Raw genomic sequence first — 22,726 nt, 5'->3', positions numbered from 1 at the left:
TGCGGCAGCGTGATGCGGTTCCGGTACGCGCCGGCTGGAAACGCAAAAAGCCGGCGGCGCCCGAGGCGCGGCCGGCTTGATGGTCGTTCCCCACGAGCGCCGGCGGCGAAGCCGGGTCGCGCGGAACGAACGATCAGTACAAGCGCTGGCGCTTGGTGACGTCGCGCGACGAACGGCGCGCCTGGCGCTTCACCGCCGCGGCGGCCTTGCGCTTGCGCTCCTGGGTCGGCTTCTCATAGAACTCGCGCTTGCGGGTCTCGGCCAGTACACCGGCCTTCTCGCAGGTGCGCTTGAAGCGACGCAGGGCAAACTCGAAAGGCTCGTTTTCGCGGACTTTGACGCTGGGCATACGTAATCTCGTTAACGGGAACCGGCCCGGGCAGACCGGGAGAGCCGCGCATTATAGCGATGCTCCGGCGGAAGGTGCAACATAGGCACCCATGAATCCGACATTCTCCCAGAAAACGGCGTGCCAGGCAGGGTGCCGATGAAAGTCCTGGGCATCGAGACCAGCTGCGACGAGACCGGCGTGGCGGTTTACGACACCGAAACCGGCCTGCGCGCCCATGCGCTGTACAGCCAGATCGCCCTGCACGCCGAGTACGGCGGGGTGGTCCCCGAGCTGGCCAGCCGCGATCACGTGCGCAAGCTGCTGCCGCTGATCCGCCAGACCCTGGCCGAGTCCGGCCTGGAGGCCGGCGAGCTCGACGGAGTGGCCTATACCGCCGGACCCGGCCTGGTCGGGGCCTTGCTGGTCGGCGCCGGGGTCGCGCGCGCGCTGGCCTGGGCCCTGGACGTGCCGGCGATCGGCGTGCACCACATGGAAGGCCACTTGCTGGCGCCGCTGATGGAGGACGACCCGCTCGGCCGCCCGCAGCCGCCGTTCGTGGCCCTGCTGGTGTCCGGCGGGCACACCCAATTGGTCGCGGTCGACGCGATCGGCCGTTACCGCCTGCTCGGCGAGACCCTGGACGACGCCGCCGGCGAGGCCTTCGACAAGACCGCCAAGCTGATGGGCCTGCCGTATCCCGGCGGCCCGCAACTGGCCGCGCAGGCCGAACTCGGCCGTCCGGGCCTGTTCAAGTTCGCCCGCCCGATGACCGACCGGCCCGGCCTGGACTTCAGCTTCAGCGGCCTCAAGACCCAGGTCCTGCTGGCCTGGCGCGGCAGCGACCAGAGCGAGCAGACCCGCGCCGACATCGCGCGCGCGTTCGAGGACGCGGTGGTCGACACCCTGGCGATCAAGTGCGCGCGCGCCCTCGATGCGGCCGGCTGCAACACCCTGGTGGTCGCCGGCGGCGTCGGCGCCAACCGGCGCCTGCGCGCGAAGCTGGCGGCGATGGCTGACCAGCGCAGCGGCCGCGTGTGCTTCCCGCGCCCGGCGTTCTGCACCGACAACGGCGCGATGATCGCCTACGCCGGCGCCCTGCGGCTGCAGGCCGGCCAGCACGAGAGCGCCGCGGTGAAGGTGACCCCGCGCTGGGACATGGCGTTGTTGCAGGCTGTGTAGCCTTTCTCGGGACTCGGGACTCGGGACTCGGGACTCGGGACTCGCGAAGGCGGTGCGATCCCGCCTACCATGGCCGCGCTTTTCGAGTCCCCAGTCCCCCGTCCCGAGTCCCCGCCCCCATGGACCACGTCTTCATCGAAGGCCTCGAAATCGACGCCGTGATCGGCATCTACGACTGGGAGCGGCGCATCCGCCAGCCGCTGGTGTTCGATCTCGAGATGGCCTTCGACAACCGCGTGCCCGCGGCCAGCGACGCGATCGGCGACACCCTCGACTACAAGGCGATCAGCGACCGCATCGTCGGCTACGTCGCGCAGTCGGAGTTCGGCCTGGTCGAGACCCTGGCCGAACGCGTCGCGGCGATCGTGCTGGACGAATTCGGCGTGCGCCGGGTCCGGCTCAAGCTCAGCAAGCCCAGCGCGATCCGCAACGCGCGCGCGGTCGGGGTGATGATCGAACGCAGCCGCTGAGCCGTCGCGGCGCGCCCGCCGCGCCGCCCGGCTTCGCCACTCCGCTTTCGCGACATCGATTTCGCGCCGCCGGCGCGTACGCTCTTGCGATTTCCGGCCGCAGGTTCGAGGATGCCCCGGGATCATTCATGGGGGCATGCGATGTTCGAGAAACTTAGCCGCAGTTGGGAACTCGCCAAGGCCAGCGCCTCGGTACTCAATTCGGATCGCGAACTGCTGGTGTTTCCGGTGGTGTCGGCGGTGTGCGTGCTGATCGTGCTGGCGACGTTCCTGATCCCGGCCACGGCGCTGGAGATCTTCTCCGACGGCTTCGGCCCCGGCGCCGCGCTGTTCGCCTTCACCTTCTACTTCTGCCAGTACTTCGTGATCATCTTCTGCAACTGCGCCCTGGTCAGCGCGGCGATGATCCGCCTGGAAGGCGGCGACCCGACCGTCGGCGACGGCTTCCGCGCCGCGGCCGCGCGCCTGCCGGCGATCGCCGGTTACGCCGCCATCGCCGCGACCGTCGGCATGATCCTGCAGGCGCTCAAGGACCGCGACAACAACTTCATCGTGCGCTTGATCGGTGGCGCGCTCGGCGCGGCCTGGACGATGGCGACCTTCCTGGTGGTGCCGGTACTGGTCGCCGAAGACGTCGGCCCCATCGATGCGGTCAAGCGCAGCGTCGGCATGTTCAAGCGCACCTGGGGCGAGAGCGCGGCCGGCATGGTCGGCATCGGCCTGGCCACCGGCACGGCGATGCTCGCGGTCGGCGTGGCCGGCTTCGGCCTGGCCTATGTCCTGGGCTTGGTTTCCTCGGCGCTGGCGGTGCTGCTCGGCGCGGTGACCGTGCTCGCGTTGCTGGCCCTGGCGGTGTACCAGAGCGCGCTCGGCGGCGTGTACTCGGCGGCGTTGTACCGCTATGCGGTCGACGGCGAAATGCCGGCCGGTTTCGAAGGCCTGCAGTTGGAAGCGCGCGCTCGCTGAGCCGCGCGCCGAATCCCGCTTACAAGACCGGTTCGTCTGCGTCGGGAAAGCCGACCAGGATCCGGTCTTCGTCGCCGGCGCGGTCCGGGTAGAACCAGACCACGGCCGCCTCGCCGACCCGCGGCAGGCGCACCGGGTCGAACAGGCCGGTCTTGGTGACCCAGCGCTCGACGCCGGTGTGATCGGTGAAGCGGGCGACGAAGCGCAGGCGCATTTCGTTGTAGATCTCCAGGCCGGTGTCGTGGACCTCGGTGATCACCGCGTCGCTGCGCCGGCCTTCGGCCAGCAGGCGCCGGATGCGCGCGGCGCGCGCGCGGCGTCTCTCGCGTCGGCATTCAGCCAACCCCGCTCAGGCCGTCGCGATTCGCCGCGGCTGCGCCGGGGCCGTATCCTGTCGGCCTGTTTCCGAAGCGCCTGCGACGCCGCCCCCGACGTGAATTCCTTCGATCTGCCGACCCCCGATGCCGATGCGCTCGCCCACAGTGCGCGCCTGGCGGCCCTGATCCGCGAACAGATCCTCGCCCACGGCGGCGCGATACCGTTCTCGCGTTTCATGGAACTGGCCTTGTACGCGCCGGGCCTGGGGTATTACAGCGCCGGCGCGAGCAAGTTCGGCCCCAGCGGCGATTTCGTCACCGCGCCGGAGATCGGGCCGGTCTTCGCCGCCTGCGTTGCCGAAGCGGTGGCGCCGGTGCTGCAGCAGATCGGGCCGTCGGCGCGGTTCCTCGAGCTCGGCGGCGGCACCGGCGCGTTCGCCGAAGTCGCGCTCAAGCGCCTGCTCGAACTGGATGCCTTGCCCGACCGATACGCGATCCTCGAACCCAGCGCCGAGCTGCGCCATCGCCAGCGCGAACGCCTGCGCGAGCGGCTGGTGCCGCCGCTGTTCGATCTGCTCGAATGGCCGGACGGACCGTTCGGCGACGAGTGGGACGGCGTGCTGTTCGCCAACGAAGTCATCGATGCCCTGCCGACGCCGCGTTTCGCGATCCGCGACGAGGAAGTGTTCGAGGAGTACGTGACGATCGACGGCGACCGCTTCGCCCGCGAGCTGCGCCCCGCCGACGATTTCCTCGCCCAGGCGGTGCGCATCGCCGAACGCCGCCTCGAACGTCCGCTCTCCGACGGCTATCGCTCCGAGTTGTTGCCGCAACTGCCGTACTGGATCCAGGCGGTCGCCGGCGGCCTGCGCAACGGCGCGATGCTGTTCGTCGACTACGGTTATGCGCGCGCCGAGTACTACGCGCCCGATCGCGTCGACGGCACCCTGCGCGCGTTCTACCGCCATCGCATGCACGGCGACCCCTTGCTGTGGCCGGGCCTGCAGGACCTCACCGCCTCGGTCGATTTCACCGCCCTGGTCGAAGCCGGCGTCGCCGCCGGTTTCGATCTGTCCGGTTACTGCTCGCAGGCCAGCTTCCTGCTCGGCAACGGTCTGGCCGGGGTGTTGCAGCGGATCGAAGGCATCGAGGACGAGGTCGAAAAGCAGCGCCGCCTCAACGAGGTCAAGCGCCTGACCCTGCCGAGCGAGATGGGCGAGCGTTTCCAGGTCATGGGCTTCGAGAAGGGTGTCGAGTTCGGCGTGGCCTTCATGGCCGGCGATCTGAGTTTCCGCTTGTGAGCGGGGCCGACGAGTACGGCGCGCGCGGGGTGTTGCGCGCGTTCGAGCGGCCGGCGCTGTGGTGCGCGCTCGGCCTGGCGATGATCGCCGCGGTCGCCGGCGCGACCCTGTTGCCCGCGCACGACCTGCCGCCGACGCCGTTCTCGGGGTTCGACAAGATCGAGCATTTTTCCGCGTACGCGGCGCTGTCGGCCTACGCGACCATGCTGTTCCCGCGGCTGCGCCCGCAGGCGATCGCCGCGGCGGGCCTGATCGCGCTCGGGGTGGCGCTGGAGTTCGCCCAGGCCGGCCTGACCGATTCGCGCACCGGCGACGCCATCGACGCCGCCGCCAACAGCCTGGGCGTGTTCGCCGGCCTGTTCGTCTCGCTGACCCCGGCTTCGCGCTGGCTGCAGAAACTGGACCGCCGGCTGGCGCGCCGGCGCGCCTGAGGGGGCGGGGCACCGCGCCCAGGACGCAGGCGGGCGGCGATTTCGGCCCGCCGCTGTTAAGCCACCCCGGTCCGCCGCCTGGCCGAAAACTGGTTGCCGCTGTATCGGTTAGTAGAGAACGGTCACAAAGGCATATTCGGCACAGTCACATGACCGCTTGCGCAAAGGTTAAATATTTGTGAGGCTCGCCGCGGGCTCTCCGGAGCCTGACCTCATCCTCGCAAGGAACCGATCATGTCCGCAGTGCACCGCAACCGTCTGGCGCTGGCCGTAGCCGCCGCCGTGGCCGCCAGCGCCTTCGTCCCCTCCGCCTTCGCCCAGGAACCCGCCGCTCCGGCCAGCCGCGAAGCGACGACCCTCGACGCGGTGCAGGTGACCGGTTCGCGCGCGCGCGGCCGCGCCGCCGAAGAGACCGCCGCACCGGTCGACGTGATCGGCAAGGAAGAGTTGAACGCCACCGGCGCGACCGAGATCGGCCAGATCCTGCAGATGCTGGAGCCCTCGTTCAATTTCTCCCGCACCTTCGTCAGCGACGGCACCGACATCCTGCGCCCGGCCACCTTGCGCTCGCTCGGCCCCGACCAGGTGTTGGTGCTGGTCAACGGCAAGCGCCGCCACCAGCAGGCGCTGGTCAACGTGCAGCAGACCATCGGCCGCGGTTCGGCCGGTACCGACATCAACGCCATTCCGCTGTCGGCGATCGAGCGCATCGAAGTGCTGCGCGACGGTGCCGCGGCGCAGTACGGCTCGGACGCGATTTCCGGCGTCATCAACATCATCCTCAAGAAGCAGACCGAGGAAACCCAGCTCTCGTTCCAGGCCGGCAAGTACTACGCCGGCGACGGCGCCAACTACCAAGGTTCGGTCAACACCGGCGTCAAGCTCGGCGGCGACGGCGGCTACCTCAACTTGTCGCTGGAATACCGCGACCGCGCCGAGACCAACCGCGCCGGTCCCGACAGCGCGCGCGTCAGCCCGCCGCGGGTGACCCAGCGCCTAGGCGACGCCGACGCCACCGACGCCTATTTCTGGTTCAACGGCGGCCTGCCGGTCGGCAACGGCGAGTTGTACTGGTTCGGCGGCCTGTCCAAGCGCGAAGGCGATTCCTCCGGCTTCTTCCGCAGCCCCGGCGACAATCGCACGGTGCCGGCGCTGTACCCGAACGGCTTCCTGCCGAACATCCTGACCACCGTCGACGACACTTCGCTCGCGGTCGGCTACAAGGCGCCGATCAACGACAACTGGGATTGGGACATCTCGATCAACCGCGGCCGCAGCAAGTTCGGCTTCGAGGAGAGCAACTCGGTCAACGTCAGCTGGTGGTACGAGCCCAAGCCGGGCGGCGGCATCTACGCCGAGTCGCCGACCAAGGCCGACACCGGCACCCTGCAGTTCGACCAGACCACCTTCAACCTGGATTTCCGCGGCACCCTGAAGGGCTTCAACGACAATCCGCTGTACCTCGGCACCGGCGTGGAATATCGCCAGGACGACTACCAGATCCGTCCCGGCGCGCCGGTGACCTACACCTACGGCCGCACCAACAACCGCGCGATCCCGATCGTCGGCCAGACCGGCGACACCGCCCAGCCGGGCATGCAGGGTTTTCCGGGCTTCTCGCCGAACGAAGCGGTCGACGACGGCCGCCACAACTACGCGATCTACCTCGACGCCGAAACCAACCTGACCGACCGGTTCCTGCTCGGCGGCGCGGTGCGCTACGAGGATTACTCCGACTTCGGCAACACCACCACCGGCAAGCTCTCCGCGCGCTTCGACGCGACCGAACAGTTCGCGGTGCGCGGCACCGTCTCGACCGGCTTCCGCGCGCCCGGCGTGCAGCAGCTGTTCTACAGCCAGCGCTCGACCAACCTCAACGCCGCCGGCGTGCTCACCGACACCCTGACCGCGCGCCAGGACAGCGCGGTGACCCGCGCCTTCGGCATCGAGCCGCTCAAGGAAGAAACCTCCAAGAGCGGGTCGCTGGGCTTCGTGTTCAAGCCGAACGACCGCTTCTCGCTGACGATGGACGTGTTCCGCATCGACATCGACGACCGCATCATTTTCTCGAGCAACATCCAGCCCGAGAGCGTCGGCACCAACGGCCAGCCCTGCGCCCCCGGCAACGGCAACTGCCCGATCCGCGCGATCCTCGATCCGATCGGGGTCGGCCAGGTGCTGTTCTTCACCAACGCCATCGACACCCGCACCACCGGCCTGGACGTGGTCGCCAGCCACAACACCGAGTTCGCCGGCGGCTCCAAGCTCAACCTGACCGCGCTGGTCCACTTCAACAAGACCGAGGTCAAGGAGCGCCGTTCGCAGTCGACGATCCTGTCGCCGGAAGCGCTGTTCGACGATACCCAGGTGACCCTGATCCAGGACGGCCAGCCGCGCGCCCACCACGTGCTGCAGGGGGTGTACGAAATCGGCAAATGGGAATGGACGGCGCGCGCGAACTACTACGGTTCGGTGGCCGGCGAAGGCTTCACCCCGGGCGTCAAGCAGCGCTGGGGCGGCAAGTGGCTCGGCGATCTGGCCGTACGCTACAAGTTCAACGCCAAGACCAGCCTGACCGTCGGCGGCAACAACATCTTCGACACCTATCCCGACAAGTGGGACACCGTCACCGGTGCGCCGTTCCCGCAGCTCGGCTTCAAGTACGGTTGGGAAACCCTGCCGTTCGGCATGAACGGCGGCAGCTACTACGCGCGCATCGATTACCGCTTCTAAGATCGGCCGCGTTGTCGCACCGAAGCCGCCGCGCATCCGCGCGGCGGCTTTTTTGCGTGGTGCGCCGGATCGTTGCGTCGCAATGCGACGCGGCGTTGGGTTGGAGCCGCGACAGGCGAAGCCGTGTACGCGAGCGCTCAAGCCGAACACCGGCTAAGTGGTGCGACCTATCGGAAAGCCGCCGTCTGTCCGGGCTTCGGATGCGATGCTTTCGATCGCCGCTGCGGCTTGTCGCAGCTCACGCCGCTCCTACAGGGCCCGACGGCCCGGCGTTCGTTCGTGCAGCAAGCGCTTACTCCGCCGCGGCCTTGCGCGCTGTCGCGATCGCCTCGATCCGCGCGCGCCGCATCGCTTCGCCGACTTCCGGGCCGGCCAGGCCGGGCGCGATCTCGTTCGCGCGCACCTGCATCGCCGCCTTCAGCGCGGCGCGCAAGGCCGCGCCCGACGGATAGGGCTGGTCCTGCAAGCCCAGGCGGCCGCGCTTGTCGGCTTCGCAGACCAGACTCATCTGTTCGATGCGCTTCGGGTTGCGGAAACCGTCGCACCGCGCGATCAGCTCGTAGACGCTGCGCGGGCGCATCTCGGCGAGTCGGTGCACGTTGAGGTGCTCGCGGCAGACCGCTTCGGCGAGCAGGCGGTGCTCGGTCGGCACCTTGAGCCGTTCGCACAACGCCTGCAGCGGCTCCAGGCCGCCGTGCTCGTGGCCATGGTGGCGCGGCAGCAGTTCGGCCGGCGTCAGCGCCTTGCCGAGATCGTGGGTCAGCGCGGCGAAACCGATCAGGTCGTCGCCGGGTGCGAGTTGCGCGGCCATGTCGAGCACCATCTCGGTGTGGATGCCGGTGTCGACCTCGGGGTGGTACTCGGCGCGCTGCGGCACCCCGTACAGGGCCTCGACTTCCGGCAGCACCGCCGCGAGCGCGCCGGCGTCGTGCAGGGTGCGCACGAACGCCGACGGCCGGGTGCAGCCCAGTGCGCGCCGCAGTTCCTGCCAGACCCGTTCGGCCACCAGCGACGACAGCTCGCCGGACTCGGCCATCTGCCGCATCAGGGCCATGGTTTCCGGCGCGACGGTGAAGCCGTGCTCGGCGAAGCGGGCCATGAAGCGCGCCGCGCGCAGTACCCGCAGCGGGTCCTCGACGAAAGCCGGACCGACATGGCGCAGCACGCGGGCCTCGAGATCTCGCGCGCCGCCGTAGGGATCGACCAGGCTGCCGTCCTCGGCGCGGGCGATCGCATTGATGGTGAAGTCGCGCCGGATCAGATCGTCTTCGAGCGTCACCGACGGGTCGGTATCGACGACGAAGCCGCGGTAGCCGCGCCCGGATTTGCGCTCAGTGCGCGCCAGCGCGTACTCCTCACCGGTCTTCGGATGCAGGAACACGGGGAAATCGCGGCCGACCGCCTTGAAGCCTGCGGCCAGCATGGCCTCGGGCGTTTCGCCGACGACCACGTAATCGCGATCACCGGCCGGCAGGCCGAGCAGGGCGTCGCGGACCGCGCCGCCGACGAGATAGGTTTTCATGCTTGTCTCCGCGGGGTTCGGGACTTGGGACTCGAGACTCGGGACTCGAAAGAGCGTAGCTGCCGACCCGGCAGCGCAAGCGAAATCTTGCTTTACCAGTCCCGAGTCCCGAGTCCCGAGTCCCGAGTCCCGGCCCTTCAGCGCGGCGAATTCTGCGCGAGCAGGGCGACGATGTCCTCGGCCCCGGCGCTGCGGCCGAGATGGCGGATGATCGGCGTGGCCTGGCCCGACACCCACAGGCGCAGCTCGGCTTCCAGGTCGAAATGGCCGGCGGTCTCGAGCGAGAACATCACGATGCTGCGGTAGGGCAGGCTGAGGAATTCGGTCTTGCGCCCGGTGACGCCCTGCTTGTCGACCAGGATCAGGCGGCGATCGGTGAACACGATCAGGTCGCGGACCTCGCCGAACGCACGCTGCACGGTTTCGCCGGGCGCGAGCAGGGGGCGAAAGTCTTCGCCGACTTTCTCGGTGGACTTGGCGCCGGCATGGCCGAGCAGGGTGTCGAGCAGACCCATGGGGATCTCCTTGCGATGGGCAGTGGCGAGCATCCTAGCGCGCGCGGTGTTTGGCGGCGATGAGTGGGATCGGGCGACGCCGGCGTTTCACGGTGGCGGCGGCGCGAGCCGCGAGCGCGGGCTGGCGGATCGCGGCGCGGGCTCGGGTGGTGGCGCGGTCGCGACTTGCGTCGCTCCTACCCCAAAGCGCGGCGTCGTTTCCCTGCAGGAGCGGCGTGAGCCGCGACCGCGGGCTGGCAGATCGCGGCGCGGGTTGGGTGATTGCGGTCGCGACTTGCGTCGCTCCTACCCCAAAGCGCGGCGTCGTTTCCCTGTAGGAGCGGCGTGAGCCGCGACCGCGTGACGGCAAATCGCGGCGAAGCAATACATAGGCGAAGAGCGAGGAGCGCAGGGTGCAGTGCGGCACCCGCCGTGCGGCTCAGCCCGCGCGCGCGGTCAGTCCGAGGATTTCGGGCAGGTGCGACAGCACCGGAGTCGGGGCGATGCCGAGTTTGAGCAGGCCGTTCTCGATGCTGGTCGAGTCGGTCTGCAGCGAGCGCCAGTTGTCGCGGCTGATCGGTTTGCCGGGCAGCCATTCGCCGATCTCGGCCTGCAGCTTGCCGAGCGATTCGGGCAGCGGCAGCACCGCGCGCAGGCGTCGACGCGCGCGCGCGGTCGCGCGCACGATCTCGGCCAAGCTCATCACTTCCGGTCCGACCAGGTTGTAGCTGCGGTGGATATGACGGTCGTCGGCCAGCGCGTTGACGAAAGCCTGAGTCACATCGCCGATCCAGACCGGTTGGAAGCGCGCATTGGCGCGGCCCATCGGCAGCAGCGGCGCATAGCGCAGCAGTTCGTCGAAGCGGCAGAACAGGCCGTCGCCGGGGCCGGCGATGACCGAGGGGCGCAGCAGGGTCCAGGCGAGCTTGGAGGCGCGCACGCGCTGCTCGGCGCGGCCGCGCGATTCCAGGTAATGGCTCTGGCCGGTACCGGCGTTGAGCGCGCTCATCTGCAGCAAGCGCGACACGCCCATGTCGCGCATCGCCTCCAGCAACGCCTCCAGCAGCTCGACGTAGACGTGCTCGAAGCCGGCGCCGCTGTCACCGCGTTCGTTGAGGATGCCGACCAGGTTGACCACCGCGTCGACGTCGTCGAGCACCGCGCGCAGGAAATCCGGATTGCCGACGTCGCCTTCGATGATGCTGGCCTCGCGCGACAAGCGCTTCTTCTTGGCCGGGTCGACGCCGCGGCTCAGCACGGTGATGCGGTAGTGCTCGCGCAGCAGCTGTTCGACGAGATGGCGGCCGACGAAACCGGTACCGCCGAGAATCAGAACATGACGACGGGGCATGGCGACGGACTCACTCCTGCTCGGCCGGTACCGGCCCGGTCGCGGCGGCGGTCGCGGCCGGGCAGGCGAACGACTTGCGCTTGCCGGTGGCGATGCCGCGCATGCGGTCGCTGACGTTGTGCGCGTCGCCGTTGAGGCGCCAGTCGTAGATCACGCTGAAGGCGAGCACCCGCGCGACGTATTCGCGGGTTTCCTTGTAGCTGATGGTCTCGATCCAGAATTCGGGCTCCATGCCCGGGCGCTGCGACTGCCAGCGCGCCAGCGGCGCCGGGCCGGCGTTGTAGCCGGCCATGGCGAAGTAGGGTTGGCCGCCGTACTTGTCGAGCAGCTGACGCAAATAGGCGGTGCCGAGGATGATGTTGGTCTCCGAGTCGTACAGGCTCGCGGCGCCGCCCCAGGGCAGGCCCAGGCTCTTGGCGACGGCCGCGCCGGTGCCCGGCAGCACCTGCATCAGGCCCATCGCGTTGGCGCCCGAGCGCGCGGTCGGGTTGAAGATGCTCTCGGCGCGGATCTCGGCGGCGACCCAGGCCGGGTCGATGCCGTTCCTGGCCGACTCGCGACGGATCGTGTCGCCGTGGTGCAGCGGAAAGCGCAGGTAGTACAGGCGCTGTTCCTGCGGAGTTTTGTTGAGCGAGAACACCGCGCGGTCGAACCAGTTGTAGCTCTGCGCCACCTCGATCGCGATGCGGCGCTGGGTGTCGTCGTAGCGGCTCAGCGCGTCGTCCCATTCGCGCACCGCCCAACCGGCGCGTTCGATCCGGAACAGGCCCATCGCCCGCTGCAGGGCCGGGTCGCGCGCGACCGCGGCCTTGGCCGCGGCGCTGTCGTTCGGCTGCACCGGACACAGCGCATACGGCGCGCCGAGCCGGTCGGCGGCCAGAAAGCCGTGGAAATCGGTCTTCTTCGCCGCTTCGCGATACAGGCGCGCGGCGCTGGCCTGATCGCCGGCGCGCTCGCTGAGGCGGGCCTCGAAGTACTGCCAGCGCGAATCGGCGCGTTGCTTGGCGCCCATCTTCTTGATCGCGGCCAGTGCGCCGGCCCAGTCGGAGCGCGCCATTGCTTCGCGCGCGCGCCACTCGTGCAGGCGTTCGTCGTAGGCGACCTCGGGCACGGCGTTGAGGCGGCGCGCCGATTCGGCTTCGTAAGACGCGACCGACCACAGCGCGGTCTGGTACAGCACCCGGCCGCGTTCGGCGTCGCCGAAGCCGAGCGCGTTGGCGTACTTCGGCAACTGTTGTTCGGCGCTCGCCGGCTGGGCCTTGGCGAGCTTGGCCAGCCCGTAGGAGGCGATCTTGCGGCTGCGTTCGGTCTTCGGCCAACCGAGCGCGCGTTCGTTGACGTTGTCCAGGAACGCGGCGTAATCGTTGGCCAGTGCGAGTTGATCCGCCGGCAGGCCGCGCGCGGCCGAACGCATCACCGCCGGCTGCCACTCGGCGGCGGCGGCCTCGATGCGCTCCCAGCGCAGTTCCGGCGACAAGCCGCCCTGGGCGGCGAGCACCGCGAACGGGCCGTCGCAGCTGTCGGGCAGGGACTTGCCGCTGCTGCGCCAGATCGCCTGCGCTTCGCGGGTCCAGCTTTCGTCGGTGCGGCCCAGCGCCTGGCGCGCGTTCAATTCGGCGCAGCGCAGGCTGACGCTGCGTTCCTTGCCCGTGGCGCTCTTGGGCGTCCAGGCGGCGAGGAAGCTCGGCCAGTCTTCGCGGCGTGCGGTCGCCGCCAGCCAGATTTCGCGGAAGGCCTCGCCGGAAGCCTCCTTGCCGCGGCGGGCGAGGAAATCCTGGGCCCGGCCGTTGTTGACCGTGTCGATGCCGCGGCGCAGGTTGGCGTATTCGATCCAGCCGTACAGCGGATGCCGGGCGAGATCGGCGTACTGGCCGCTGTCGAACTGGCCGCGTTCGGCCGCTTCGATCGCGGCGCGCACGCGCGGCAGCAAGGGGTCGACCGCGGGCGCGGGCAAGGCGTTGACCACCGGCGCCGGCTTGACCGCGGCCTGGGACGGCGCCGAGGCCGGGGTCTGGGCGCAGGCGGTGGTGGCGAGGGCCGCGGCGAGCGCAGCGATGACGAGTGTGTAGGGGCGTGGCAGCATCGCCGGACTATAGCCCAGCACGCATGAATGCCTTATGTGAACATCGGCTGTCGATGCGCTGCCTGCGAAGCGCGTCGCAGCTTGCGTGGCGTTGGCCCGAAGACGCTGGCGCCATCGCGGCTTCAGGATCGTGCAGGCGATGCGAAGCGGCGTCGCGATCGCAGTGCACGCCGGAGCCGCGGCGATGAGTCTCGTCGCTGTCGTCGCGTCGTCGTGCCGCCGCCAATCGCCGCATCGCGACAGGCAGTCGCGGCGCGGCGTTGCGACCATGTAGGCTCGAACCTGATCTCGCGGAGCATTCGACGGTGACAGCCTGGTTGGTCTTTCTCGCATTGGGCGCCGTGGCCGGCGTGCTCGCCGGCTTGCTCGGCATCGGCGGCGGCCTGGTACTGGTCGCCGCGCTGGCCTGGCTGGCCCCGTTGATGGGCATCCCGCAGGACGCGGCCATGCACACCGCGCTGGCCAGTTCCCTCGCCAGCATCGTGCTGACCGCGACCGCCTCGGCGCGCGCCCATGCCAAGCGCGGCAGCGTGATGTGGCCGACCGTGCGCTGGATGGTGCCGGGGCTGCTGCTCGGCGGCTGGCTCGGCAGTTTCGTCGCGGTGCGCATCGACGGCGACTGGCTGCGCCTGATCGTCGCCGGCTATTGCCTGATCGCCGCGGCGCAGTTGCTGTTCGGCAAGAACGGCGCGCCGCTCGCCGACGGGGCGCCGCCGCCGCAGGGCTTGCCGATGTCGGCCGCGGGCGTCGGCATCGGCGCGGTGTCGGCGGTGGTCGGCATCGGCGGCGGCAGCATGACCGTGCCCCTGTTGGTCTGGCGCGGCGTCGCCCCGGTGCGCGCGGTCGGTACTTCATCGGCCTGCGGGGTGGCGATCGGCCTGGCCAGCGCGGTCGGCTACGCCTTCAATGCGCCGCCCGGGGCTTTGCCCGAACACGCCATCGGCTATGTCTACCTGCCGGCGGCGATCGGCGTCGCGGTCGCCTCGGTGTTCGCCGCGCCCTACGGGACCCGGCTCGCCCACAAGCTGCACGGCGACACCCTCAAGCGGGTATTCGCCGCGTTCCTGATCCTGGTCGCGGTCAGCCTGCTGCTGGGCGGCTGAAGCGCGAGCGCGGCCGCGCTGCGTCGTCCCAGCGCCGACGACCTCGCCACTATCGCGCCACTATCGCGCCCCTATCGCGCCGGGAGCCGCGCGAGCGGTCGGCTGAACGGGCCAACCCGATGCGGCCATAAGCGACGTACGTCTCAAGCCGCGGCCGATCCCGATCAGAAGTGGGACCCAGTTGGCAAGTAGTCCCTATTTGCGCCTTGTGGCGGATTCACGAATTGTTTACAACCTCCCGGTGCCGTCCGCACGGATGGACGGCGTGCCAATAGCCATCAGAGCTACAGCCACATTCTTGAGGGAGAGAGAGTCGATGAAAGTGTCGCGTCGTCATGCCTTGGCGAAAGCCATTCAGTTGTCCCTGCTGGTCGCCCTGCCGGGGCTCGCAGCCGCCCAGGAAGCCGCGCCTGCCCGAGACGCCACCACGCTGGACACCGTCCAGGTCACCGGCACCCGCATCAAGAAGGCCGAGATCGAAAGCCAGGTCCCGGTCCAGACCCTCACCCGCGACGACATCGAGCGCACCGGCCTGACCTCGATCGGCGACGTGGTCCAGGAGCTCACCGGCGCCGGCTCGGCGCTCAACACCAAGTTCAACTCCTCCGGCAACTTCGGCTTTTCGCCCAACGGCGACGGCGTCGGCGCCGGCTCGGCCCAGGTCGACCTGCGTCACCTCGGGCCCAAGCGCGTTCTCGTCCTGGTCGACGGCATGCGCTGGGTCAACGAGTCCTCGGCCTCCGGCGTGGGCGCGGCGACCGACCTCAACACCATTCCGCTGGCCATCGTCGAACGCATCGAAGTGCTCGAAGACGGCGCCTCGTCGCTGTACGGCTCCGACGCGATCGCCGGCGTGGTCAACATCATCACCCGGCGCAATTTCGACGGCGGCCAGATCACCCTCAACTACGGCCAGTACGGCGAAGGCGACGGCGAACTCAAGGGCTTCGACGCGGCCTGGGGCCACAACACCGACCGCTCCAACCTGTTCCTGGGCTTGAGCTACGTCGACCAGGACCCGGTGTTCTCGCGCGACCGCGAACTCTCGCGCGTGCCGGTGCCGGGCCTGGGCGTGGAAACCGGCAGCTCGGCGACGCCGAACGGCCGTTTCATCATCACTCCGGCGACCCCCAGCTCCGCTTGCCCGCTGACCGATACCGACGACGATCCGAGCACCCCGTCGATCCCGTTCTGCAACATCACCACGCCCAACGGCAGCAGCTTCCCGAACGGCGTGCGCTACCCGCAGGACTTCATCGGCTTCACCGGCGCCAACCGCTACAACTTCGCCGAACAAAACATGCTGCTGACGCCGTCCAAGCGCACCGGCGTGTTCGGCCAGTTCCGCTTCCACTTCAACGACAACGTGCAGGCCTACGTCAAGGCGCTGTACAACCGTCGCGAGTCGGTCAACCAGGCCGCGCCGGAACCGCTGTTCCTGGGCCTGGACGCCGGCACCGGCAACCCCTGGTCCGAGCACATCACCGTCTCGCGCCTCAACCCCTACAACCCGTTCGGCTTCGATCTCACCACCGAGGGCGCCAACCCGAACCTGGTGCTGATCGGCCGCCGTCCGGTCGAGGGCGGCCCGCGCATCTTCGAGCAGGAAGTCGACACCAAGTACATCGCGGCGGGCGTGGAAGGCAGCTTCGACGCCGGCGACCGCACCTTCTTCTGGGACGTCAACTTCGCCAGCAACAAGAACGAAGCCGAACAGACCAACCGCGGCAGCTACAACATCCGCAACATCAACATCGCCGTGGGCGACCCGGCCGTGTGCGCCGCGACCCCGGGCTGCGTGCCGCTGAACCTGTTCGGCGGCCCCGGCACGATCACCCCGGCGATGCTGCAGTGGATCAGCCCGATCGTGCGCGACCGCAGCGAACAGAAGCTGCAGACCTTCACCGCCAACCTGTCGGGCGACCTGTTCGAAGCCTGGGCCGGCCCGCTGTCGTTCGCCGCCGGTTACGAATACCGCAAGTACGAAGGCTTCTATTCGCCCGACGCGATCACCGTGGCCGGTTACTACAACGGCACTCAGTCGCTGCCGACCCAGGGCGAATACGACGTCAACGAAGCCTACGTCGAACTCAACCTGCCGCTGATCAAGGAAGGCAGCTTCGGCAAGAGCCTCGACCTGAGCCTGGCCGGCCGTTATTCGGATTATTCGACCTTCGGCGGCCAGTTCACCCCGAAGTACGGCCTGCGCTGGCAGGTCGCCGATGAATTCCTGCTGCGCACCACCTACGCCGAAGGCTTCCGCGCGCCGTCGATCGGCGAACTGTTCGGTTCGGCCAGCCGCGCCGACCTGCAGCTCAGCGATCCCTGCCTGATCTCGATCACCGGCTCGCCGGCGACCGGCAACCGCGCCAACTGCGCCGCCCTCGGCGTGCCGGCCGGTGCGACCCAGGCCAACAGCCAGATCTCGGTGCAGACCGGCGGCAACGAGGACCTCGAGCCGGAAACCGCGCGCAGCTTCACCGCGGGCTTCGTCTACAGCCCGGCCTGGGCCTCGGGCGTGCCGTGGTCGGACAAGTTCGACTTCGAGGTGACCTTCTACCGCCATTCGCTGGAAGGCGCGGTGCAGGCGATCGACGCCCAGACCCAGCTCAACCTGTGCGTGCAGACGCTCGACCCGACCTACTGCAACGGCATCACCCGTTCCAGCGTCGGCGGCATCAACTCCTTCGAGAACAAGCTGACCAACCTGGGCTCGATCAAGACCTCCGGCTGGGACATGGACTTCTTCTGGACCCTGCCGGAGACCTCGCTCGGCCAGTTCAAGGTCAGCTGGCAGAACACCTTCGTGACCCAGTACGACGCCGTCGGCGCCGCCGGCCAGGTGCAGCCGCGCCGTCCGGGCGTGGAAGTCAACGACAGCGCGATCCCGGAGTGGACCTCGAACGCGAGCCTGTCGTGGAAGCGCAACGCCTGGACCGCGTCGTGGACGATCCGCCACATCTCCGACATGACCGAAATCTGCCAGGCCTCGGCGCTGGATTCGCCGTACTGCGACGATCCGGTCTCCGGCGACAACAAGCTCGATGCGATCACCTACCACGACCTGCAGGTGGGCTATCACATCGACTGGCTGAAGGGCCTGCAGATCACCGGCGGCGTCAACAACGTCGCCGACAAGGACCCGCCGGTGTGCCTGTCGTGCTCGCTCAACGGTTACGACGCCTCGACCTACGACATCCCGGGCGGCCGTTTCTTCTACCTGCGCGCCGACCTGCGTTTCTGATCGACGCACCGCGACCGGCGCAGGCCGGTCGCGGGGTGGGGCTCGCTCGCTTTGCAACAAGAACGGCCGGTGCCTGCACCGGCCGTTTTGTTTTTGAGCGAGCGTTCGCAAGTCCGCTGTAGGAGCGGCGTGAGCCGCGACCGTGGGACGCAGAGAAGTAACGCGGCCGTCATCATTCGTCGAAGCGGTGTCTCTATCGCCAGGGTAGGAGCGGCGCAAGCCCCGACCGCGCCGTCTCCTGTCGCGCCGTCACCGGCCATGAGGCGGTCAAGCAATATCAACAGCAAAGCTTCCGCTCCCTAAAGGGTGCGGGTAACTTTCTTTTGTCCAAAGCAACAAAAGAAAGTCACCAAAGAAAAGTGCTTCTTCTTGCAAGGGCACAAGCCCGCGCGATCGAAGCCGCCGCAGGGATGCTCCAGACAGGCCATCCATGGCCTGCTTGCGCACGGCCCGCATCCCTGCGGGCCGCCCTACGGGTCTTTATTTGGCCGGCAAAGCGGCAATCAAAATCTAGGCAACGGCAACGGCAACGGCAACGGCAACGGCAACGGCAGACGCGTCGTGTCTGCTCTTGGGTAGGAGCGGCGCAAGCCGCGACCACGTGACCCCGATCGCCCGCGCCGCCAGCCGCAGATTCGCGGTCGCGGCTTGCGGCGCTCCTACCACCGGCGAAAAGGATGTCGCTTCGATGGATGGCGTGGGCGTTGTTGCCTCGGCGCGTCCCTTGGTCGCGACTTACGTCGCTCCTACAGGGGGAGGGCGGATTCCCTGCGGGGATCTAGGCTGTTGCTGTGCGTCGCATCGCACTAGCGAAGGCCATAGAAGACCCGGAGGGCGGCCGGCAGGGATGCGGGCCGTTTTTCATCGGGACAGTGAGGTCCCGTATGAAAGATCACCGCGTATGCATCGAACGCGCGGGCCTGTGATTCAAAACAAAGCCACTTCTTTGGTTACCTTTCTTTTGTTGCTTTAGACAAAAGAAAGTAACCCGCCGCTTTAGTGGCGGAAGCTTTGGGTTTGATCTTGATGTTGATCGATTAGGCGAAAGAGGCGTCGCAAGACCGTTACGACGATGTCGCGACTTGCGTCGCTCCTACCCTGGCGAACGCATCGCGCTTCGACGAACGACGACGGCCTTGCCTTCTCTGCGTGTCCCGCGGTCGCGACTCACGTCGCTGCTACAGGTGATAGTTTCGTTGCACTGCGCTGGTCGGACTTGATCTGGGTCCTGATCTTTCTTGATCCATGCGCCGCAAAACGTCGCGGCGATGTCGCGGCCTGCGCCGCTCCTGTCCTGCGAAGGCACGCCGCCTCGATGGGTGACATAAGCATCGGTGTGATCAGCGCATCCCGTGGGATGGATTCGTCGCGGGCGCCGCCGCCGTTGCGATCCGGCCGGCAACGCGCCGGCTTATTCCGAACGCAACGCGCTATGCGGAACGTCGAGCTCCAGCGACAGCGCCAAGTGGTCCGACAACGCGGCGGGCACGGCGCGGGCGCCGGCGAAGCCGAGGCCGTCGCCGAGCAGAATGTGGTCGATCGCGCGCTGCGGACGCCAGCTCGGGAAGGTCGGCAGGGCGCTCGACGGGGGCTGCAGGCGGGTGTTGCGGAACAGGGCCTGCATCTCGGGGCGGTCGGCCGAGCAGTTGAAGTCGCCCATCAGCACGGCGTGCGGGTGGTCGTGCAGCAGTTCGGCGATGAAGGCCAACTGCGAGGCGCGCGAGGCCGCGCCGAGCGAGAGATGCGCCACCGCCACGGTCAGGCCGTCGTCGTCGTCGCCGTAGTGGGCGACCAACACGCCGCGGCCGGAGATGCGTCCGGGCAGGGGATGATCGACGACCTCGCGCGGTTCCAGCTTGCTCAACAGGCCGTTGGCGCTGGAGGCGACGTTGGCGACCCGGCGATTGGGCTGGTGGCTCCAGTATTCGAAGCCGGCGCGCTGGGCGAGGTAGTGGGTCTGGTTGGTGAAGCCCGAGCGCAGGCTGCCCGGATCGCTTTCGTTGAGGCCGACGATGTCGTGCTCGCCTGCCAACTGGGCGATGGTGTCGAGGCTGCCGCGCTTGTTGCCGGCGGGCAGCACGTGCGACCAGCTGCGCGTCGCGTAATCGCTGTAGCGACGCGTGCTGGAACCGGCCTGGATGTTCGCGCTGAGCAGGCGCAGCCGGCGTGTATTCATACGGAGCGTCGGGCGCGGGCCCGATCAGCCCTTGCTCGCCGGAGCCGGAGCGGCCGCGGCCGGCGCCGGTGCGGCTGCGCCGGCCGGCGCCGCGCCCTGGGCCGCGGCGCGCTCGCGCGCGACCAGGTGATCGGTGATGCGCAGCATGTCCTCGAAGCTCTTGCCCTTGACCAGATACTTGCCGTTGACCACCAGCGAGGGGCTGGAGCTGACGCCCGAGCGCTGCATGAACTGTTCGGCGCGCTTGAGCTTGGCGTTGATCGCGAAGCTGTTCATGGTGCCGATGAAGTCCTGCGGCTTGGCGCCGAACTTGGCGTAGAACTCGCCGAACTGCTGGTCGGTGACGCTCTGGTAGGGCAGCGACTGGTCGATGTGCACGGCGCGGAACATCGCCTCGTGCGACTTCTCGAGCAGGCCCAGGGTCTGCGCGGTGTAGAACGCCTTCGCGAACGGGATTGGATTGGCGCCGAACGGACCCGCGATCGGGGTGAACTTCACGTCGGCGGTCTGCTTGGCGCGCCAATCGAGCACCTGCGGTTCGAACTGGGCGCAGTGCGGGCAGGTGTAGCTGAAGATCTCGGCGACTTCGATCTTGCCGGCGACCGGCTCGTAAGGCTGGCCGGCCGGGATTTCCTCGTAGTCGGTGCCGACCACCGGGGCCGGGCCGGCCGGCGGCGTGGCCACGGCGGCGGGCTGGATCGTCGTCGCTTCCGGTGCGGCCGGAGCGGCGGGCGCGCCGTCGGCCGGGGCGGTGGCGGTTGCCGCGTCGGTCGCGGCCGGCGCGGCGGTGTCGGCCGGGGCCGCGGTTTCGGTCTTGGTGCAGGCGGCGAGCGCGAACAGGGCGCTCAGCACCAGCGGATAGCGGGACAACGTAGCCATACGCGAATTCATCAGGGAAATCTCCGCAATACGATCAAAGGAGTGTGGGCATCGGCGCCGGGCTGCAGTGCGGGTCGCGATGCCGACAGGGAGCGACGTTCAGGATAACGGCCGCGGCAGGGAAGAGGGAGTGTAGGACGTAGTCGGAGTGCGAAGGCCGCGCCGTAGCGAGCCGGGCCGGCCGCACCCGCGCCGGGTCAGCGCTTGCCGGCGCGTTCGCGCGCGACCAGATGGTCGGCGACGCGCAGCATGTCGTCGAAGCCCTTCTGGGTGGTCACGCGGTACTTGCCCGCGACCACCAGCGACGGCGTGCCGTCGACGCCGGCGGCCATGATGAAGGCCTTGGCGCGCTCCATCGCCTTGGCGGTGGCCGGGCCGGTCATGGCCGCGGCGAAGGCCGCGCGGTCGGCGCCGTGTTGGGCGTAGAAGCCGGCGATCTCGTCGGTCGAGGCGTTCTGGATCGGCAGGCGGTGCTGCTCGTGCAGGGCCTTGAACATCGGCTCGTGGGTCTTGCCGAGCAGCTTCATCGATTGCGCGGTGTAGAAGGCCTGCGCATACGGATTCCAGTAGCCGCCGAACGGCGCGGCCAGCGGCACGAAGTTGACGTCGGCCGGCTGCCTGGCGCGCCATGCGGCCACCTGCGGCTCGAAATGTGCGCAATGCGGGCAGGTGTAGCCGAACACTTCGACGACTTCGACCTTGCCCTTGACCGCGGCGAACGGCTTGCCGCCTTCGATCTCGACGTAGTCGACGCCGGCTTCCGGCGCCGGGCCCGCGGGCGCGGCCGTCTTGGGCGCGGCCAACGCCGCGAACGGAAGCACTGCGAGCAGGAACAGGGAGGCCAGGCGTGGATTCATCGGAAAGTCTCGTCGGTGGCGGAATGAGCGGGCGTCGGCCCTGGGCGGAGCCGGGCATAAAAAACGCCGGCACCAAGAATAGCGGCCGGCGTCGCAACAGGAGTAACGATGGGACTGCGCTGCGCGACAGAAGTTCCACGGCCGCGGCAAGCGGTGACGGCGGTCACCTTCTGCGCGGCCGGGCTTCGCCGGTCCGCTTCGGCAGCCCGCCGAGCGGGCGCGCCGGCCGCCGCAACGAAAAACGCCGGCCTGTCGCCAGGCCGGCGTTCACGGGTTGGCGCTGGCGCGCGGCTCAGCCTTGGGTGGGCTGGGCCGGAGCGGCCGCCGGCGCGGCGGGCGTCGCCGCCGGAGCCGGAGCGGCCGGGGCGGGCGCCGGAGCGGTCGAGGCCGGAGCGGCTGCGGGCGCCGGCGCATCGGCGGCGGCGACGTCGTCGGCGCGGTCGTGCAGGCCCTGCAGGTAGCTCGACAGCGAGCCGATTTCCTCGTCGCTGAGCTGCTTGGCGACGGTGGCCATGATGTTGAACAGGTGCGGGTCCTTCTGCGTAGTCGTGCCGGCGCGGTATTCCTCCAGGCGACGCTGCGAGTAGGCGGCCTGCTGGCCGGCGATGTGCGGGTAGGCCGGGCCGGGGTTGCCGGCGCCATTCGGGCCGTGGCAGGCCATGCAGGCCGGGATGCCGCGGGCCTTGTCGCCGTTGCGGAACAGCTGCTCGCCGACTTCGTAGAACTTCTTGCCCTGGTTGACGCCCGAGGCGATCACGGTGTCGTCGGCGACGCCGGCGCCGGACTTCTGGGTGGCGAAGTAAGCGCCCAGGTCGCGCGCGTCCTGCTCGCTGAGGGCGTCGGCGAAGGGCTTCATCGCCGCAGCCATGCCGGTATTGCGCTCGCCGCTCTTGAACAGGGCGATCTGGTGGGCGATGTAGCGCTCGCTCTGGCCGGCCAGGCGCGGGTACTGCGGATCGGTCGGGTTGCCGTCGAGGCCGTGGCAGGCCGCGCAGGTGCCGGCCTTGGTCGCACCGGCCTTGACGTCGCCCCAGGAGGCCTTCGCCGCGGCGTTCAGCGGCGCGGTCTGGACCGGCTCCTTGTCGGGGATCGGCGTGACCGTGGCTTGGGCGTACGCAACGGCGGCGGCCGCGAGGGCGGCGAGGCCGACGAGGCCTAGAACGCGGGCTTGGCTCATGTAGCTGGGCTCCGAACTACTGGCTTGCTGGGTGGCAGGCTGAAAAGGGCGTACTGGGGACCGGACTGTGCGCGAGCTGCCGCCACCGGAACCTCGGAATTATCTTCGCCGG

Annotated in this window: 19 protein-coding genes; 8 read left to right on the top strand and 11 right to left on the bottom strand. The window is 68.9% G+C overall.

Annotated elements, in window-relative coordinates:
• Positions 1–133: 133 nt before the first annotated feature.
• Positions 134–349, bottom strand: coding sequence for a 30S ribosomal protein S21 (gene rpsU / locus AC6CH2_RS16515; RefSeq protein WP_056134345.1), 216 nt, complete (start codon positions 347–349; stop codon positions 134–136).
• Positions 350–487: 138 nt separating this feature from the next.
• Between rpsU and tsaD the strand changes: the two genes are divergently transcribed.
• The 3 genes from tsaD to AC6CH2_RS16500 all read left to right on the top strand — a co-directional run bounded on the left by tsaD (position 488) and on the right by AC6CH2_RS16500 (position 2,946).
• Positions 488–1,510, top strand: a complete 1,023-nt coding sequence (tsaD, locus tag AC6CH2_RS16510; protein ID WP_498270159.1) for a tRNA (adenosine(37)-N6)-threonylcarbamoyltransferase complex transferase subunit TsaD — start codon at positions 488–490, stop codon at positions 1,508–1,510.
• Between the two features lie 119 nt (positions 1,511–1,629).
• Entirely contained in the window at positions 1,630–1,980 is a 351-nt protein-coding gene (gene folB, locus AC6CH2_RS16505; protein ID WP_498270158.1) for a dihydroneopterin aldolase, read from the top strand.
• Between the two features lie 141 nt (positions 1,981–2,121).
• Entirely contained in the window at positions 2,122–2,946 is an 825-nt protein-coding gene (locus tag AC6CH2_RS16500) for a DUF6159 family protein (RefSeq protein WP_498270157.1), read from the top strand.
• Between the two features lie 19 nt (positions 2,947–2,965).
• On the opposite strand, the gene AC6CH2_RS16495 is transcribed toward AC6CH2_RS16500, so the two are convergent.
• Positions 2,966–3,289, bottom strand: coding sequence for a hypothetical protein (locus AC6CH2_RS16495; RefSeq protein ID WP_498270156.1), 324 nt, complete (start codon positions 3,287–3,289; stop codon positions 2,966–2,968).
• A 90-nt stretch (positions 3,290–3,379) separates the two neighbouring features.
• Between AC6CH2_RS16495 and AC6CH2_RS16490 the strand changes: the two genes are divergently transcribed.
• The 3 genes from AC6CH2_RS16490 to AC6CH2_RS16480 all read left to right on the top strand — a co-directional run bounded on the left by AC6CH2_RS16490 (position 3,380) and on the right by AC6CH2_RS16480 (position 7,728).
• Positions 3,380–4,564 (top strand): class I SAM-dependent methyltransferase, encoded by a 1,185-nt coding sequence (locus AC6CH2_RS16490; protein ID WP_498270155.1) that lies wholly within the window; start codon positions 3,380–3,382, stop codon positions 4,562–4,564.
• Positions 4,561–4,995, top strand: a complete 435-nt coding sequence (locus AC6CH2_RS16485) for a VanZ family protein (RefSeq protein WP_498270154.1) — start codon at positions 4,561–4,563, stop codon at positions 4,993–4,995. Before AC6CH2_RS16490 ends, AC6CH2_RS16485 begins: the two co-directional genes overlap by 4 nt.
• Positions 4,996–5,229: 234 nt before the next feature.
• Positions 5,230–7,728: a TonB-dependent receptor plug domain-containing protein gene (locus AC6CH2_RS16480; RefSeq protein ID WP_498270153.1), complete on the top strand. Its 2,499-nt coding sequence runs from the start codon at positions 5,230–5,232 to the stop codon at positions 7,726–7,728.
• 292 nt (positions 7,729–8,020) lie between these two features.
• On the opposite strand, the gene AC6CH2_RS16475 is transcribed toward AC6CH2_RS16480, so the two are convergent.
• From AC6CH2_RS16475 to AC6CH2_RS16460, 4 genes are all read right to left on the bottom strand, one after another.
• Positions 8,021–9,250, bottom strand: coding sequence for a multifunctional CCA addition/repair protein (locus AC6CH2_RS16475; RefSeq protein WP_435396230.1), 1,230 nt, complete (start codon positions 9,248–9,250; stop codon positions 8,021–8,023).
• Positions 9,251–9,387: 137 nt separating this feature from the next.
• Complete coding sequence (locus tag AC6CH2_RS16470) at positions 9,388–9,765, bottom strand: PH domain-containing protein (RefSeq protein WP_435396229.1); 378 nt, start codon at positions 9,763–9,765, stop codon at positions 9,388–9,390.
• A 418-nt stretch (positions 9,766–10,183) separates the two neighbouring features.
• Positions 10,184–11,095 carry a complex I NDUFA9 subunit family protein gene (locus AC6CH2_RS16465; protein WP_498270152.1) on the bottom strand — a complete coding sequence of 304 codons (912 nt, stop codon included), beginning with the start codon at positions 11,093–11,095 and terminating at the stop codon, positions 10,184–10,186.
• A 10-nt stretch (positions 11,096–11,105) separates the two neighbouring features.
• On the bottom strand, positions 11,106–13,178 hold the full coding sequence (locus AC6CH2_RS16460) for a lytic transglycosylase domain-containing protein (RefSeq protein ID WP_498270178.1): 2,073 nt from the start codon (positions 13,176–13,178) through the stop codon (positions 11,106–11,108).
• Between the two features lie 305 nt (positions 13,179–13,483).
• Between AC6CH2_RS16460 and AC6CH2_RS16455 the strand changes: the two genes are divergently transcribed.
• The gene (locus AC6CH2_RS16455; protein ID WP_498270151.1) at positions 13,484–14,281 is read left to right on the top strand and encodes a sulfite exporter TauE/SafE family protein; all 798 of its coding nucleotides are present in this window, start codon (positions 13,484–13,486) and stop codon (positions 14,279–14,281) included.
• 316 nt (positions 14,282–14,597) lie between these two features.
• On the top strand, positions 14,598–17,525 hold the full coding sequence (locus tag AC6CH2_RS16450; RefSeq protein WP_498270150.1) for a TonB-dependent receptor: 2,928 nt from the start codon (positions 14,598–14,600) through the stop codon (positions 17,523–17,525).
• 267 nt (positions 17,526–17,792) lie between these two features.
• Here the strand turns inward: AC6CH2_RS16450 and AC6CH2_RS16445 are convergent, their stop codons facing one another.
• The 5 genes from AC6CH2_RS16445 to AC6CH2_RS16425 form a co-directional block, all read right to left on the bottom strand.
• Positions 17,793–17,972 carry a hypothetical protein gene (locus AC6CH2_RS16445; protein WP_498270149.1) on the bottom strand — a complete coding sequence of 60 codons (180 nt, stop codon included), beginning with the start codon at positions 17,970–17,972 and terminating at the stop codon, positions 17,793–17,795.
• 964 nt (positions 17,973–18,936) lie between these two features.
• Positions 18,937–19,701, bottom strand: a complete 765-nt coding sequence (locus tag AC6CH2_RS16440; protein ID WP_498270148.1) for an endonuclease/exonuclease/phosphatase family protein — start codon at positions 19,699–19,701, stop codon at positions 18,937–18,939.
• A gap of 24 nt (positions 19,702–19,725) precedes the next feature.
• Complete coding sequence (locus tag AC6CH2_RS16435) at positions 19,726–20,580, bottom strand: thiol:disulfide interchange protein DsbA/DsbL (protein ID WP_498270147.1); 855 nt, start codon at positions 20,578–20,580, stop codon at positions 19,726–19,728.
• Between the two features lie 197 nt (positions 20,581–20,777).
• Positions 20,778–21,437 (bottom strand): thiol:disulfide interchange protein DsbA/DsbL, encoded by a 660-nt coding sequence (locus AC6CH2_RS16430; RefSeq protein ID WP_498270146.1) that lies wholly within the window; start codon positions 21,435–21,437, stop codon positions 20,778–20,780.
• 292 nt (positions 21,438–21,729) lie between these two features.
• Positions 21,730–22,614, bottom strand: a complete 885-nt coding sequence (locus tag AC6CH2_RS16425) for a c-type cytochrome (RefSeq protein ID WP_498270145.1) — start codon at positions 22,612–22,614, stop codon at positions 21,730–21,732.
• Positions 22,615–22,726: the final 112 nt, after the last annotated feature.

The organism is Lysobacter sp. GQ73 (genome assembly GCF_059758755.1).
This window is presented reverse-complemented; position numbering and strand designations above follow the sequence as displayed.

Bases quoted from the DNA above. Each gene is read 5' to 3' on its own strand.
- rpsU (WP_056134345.1), bottom strand. From the start codon at position 349: ATGCCCAGCGTCAAAGTCCGCGAAAACGAGCCTTTCGAGTTTGCCCTG.
- tsaD (WP_498270159.1), top strand. From the start codon at position 488: ATGAAAGTCCTGGGCATCGAGACCAGCTGCGACGAGACCGGCGTGGCG.
- folB (WP_498270158.1), top strand. From the start codon at position 1,630: ATGGACCACGTCTTCATCGAAGGCCTCGAAATCGACGCCGTGATCGGC.
- AC6CH2_RS16500 (WP_498270157.1), top strand. From the start codon at position 2,122: ATGTTCGAGAAACTTAGCCGCAGTTGGGAACTCGCCAAGGCCAGCGCC.
- AC6CH2_RS16480 (WP_498270153.1), top strand. From the start codon at position 5,230: ATGTCCGCAGTGCACCGCAACCGTCTGGCGCTGGCCGTAGCCGCCGCC.
- AC6CH2_RS16475 (WP_435396230.1), bottom strand. From the start codon at position 9,250: ATGAAAACCTATCTCGTCGGCGGCGCGGTCCGCGACGCCCTGCTCGGC.
- AC6CH2_RS16470 (WP_435396229.1), bottom strand. From the start codon at position 9,765: ATGGGTCTGCTCGACACCCTGCTCGGCCATGCCGGCGCCAAGTCCACC.
- AC6CH2_RS16465 (WP_498270152.1), bottom strand. From the start codon at position 11,095: ATGCCCCGTCGTCATGTTCTGATTCTCGGCGGTACCGGTTTCGTCGGC.
- AC6CH2_RS16460 (WP_498270178.1), bottom strand. From the start codon at position 13,178: ATGCTGCCACGCCCCTACACACTCGTCATCGCTGCGCTCGCCGCGGCC.
- AC6CH2_RS16450 (WP_498270150.1), top strand. From the start codon at position 14,598: ATGAAAGTGTCGCGTCGTCATGCCTTGGCGAAAGCCATTCAGTTGTCC.
- AC6CH2_RS16440 (WP_498270148.1), bottom strand. From the start codon at position 19,701: ATGAATACACGCCGGCTGCGCCTGCTCAGCGCGAACATCCAGGCCGGT.
- AC6CH2_RS16435 (WP_498270147.1), bottom strand. From the start codon at position 20,580: ATGGCTACGTTGTCCCGCTATCCGCTGGTGCTGAGCGCCCTGTTCGCG.
- AC6CH2_RS16430 (WP_498270146.1), bottom strand. From the start codon at position 21,437: ATGAATCCACGCCTGGCCTCCCTGTTCCTGCTCGCAGTGCTTCCGTTC.
- AC6CH2_RS16425 (WP_498270145.1), bottom strand. From the start codon at position 22,614: ATGAGCCAAGCCCGCGTTCTAGGCCTCGTCGGCCTCGCCGCCCTCGCG.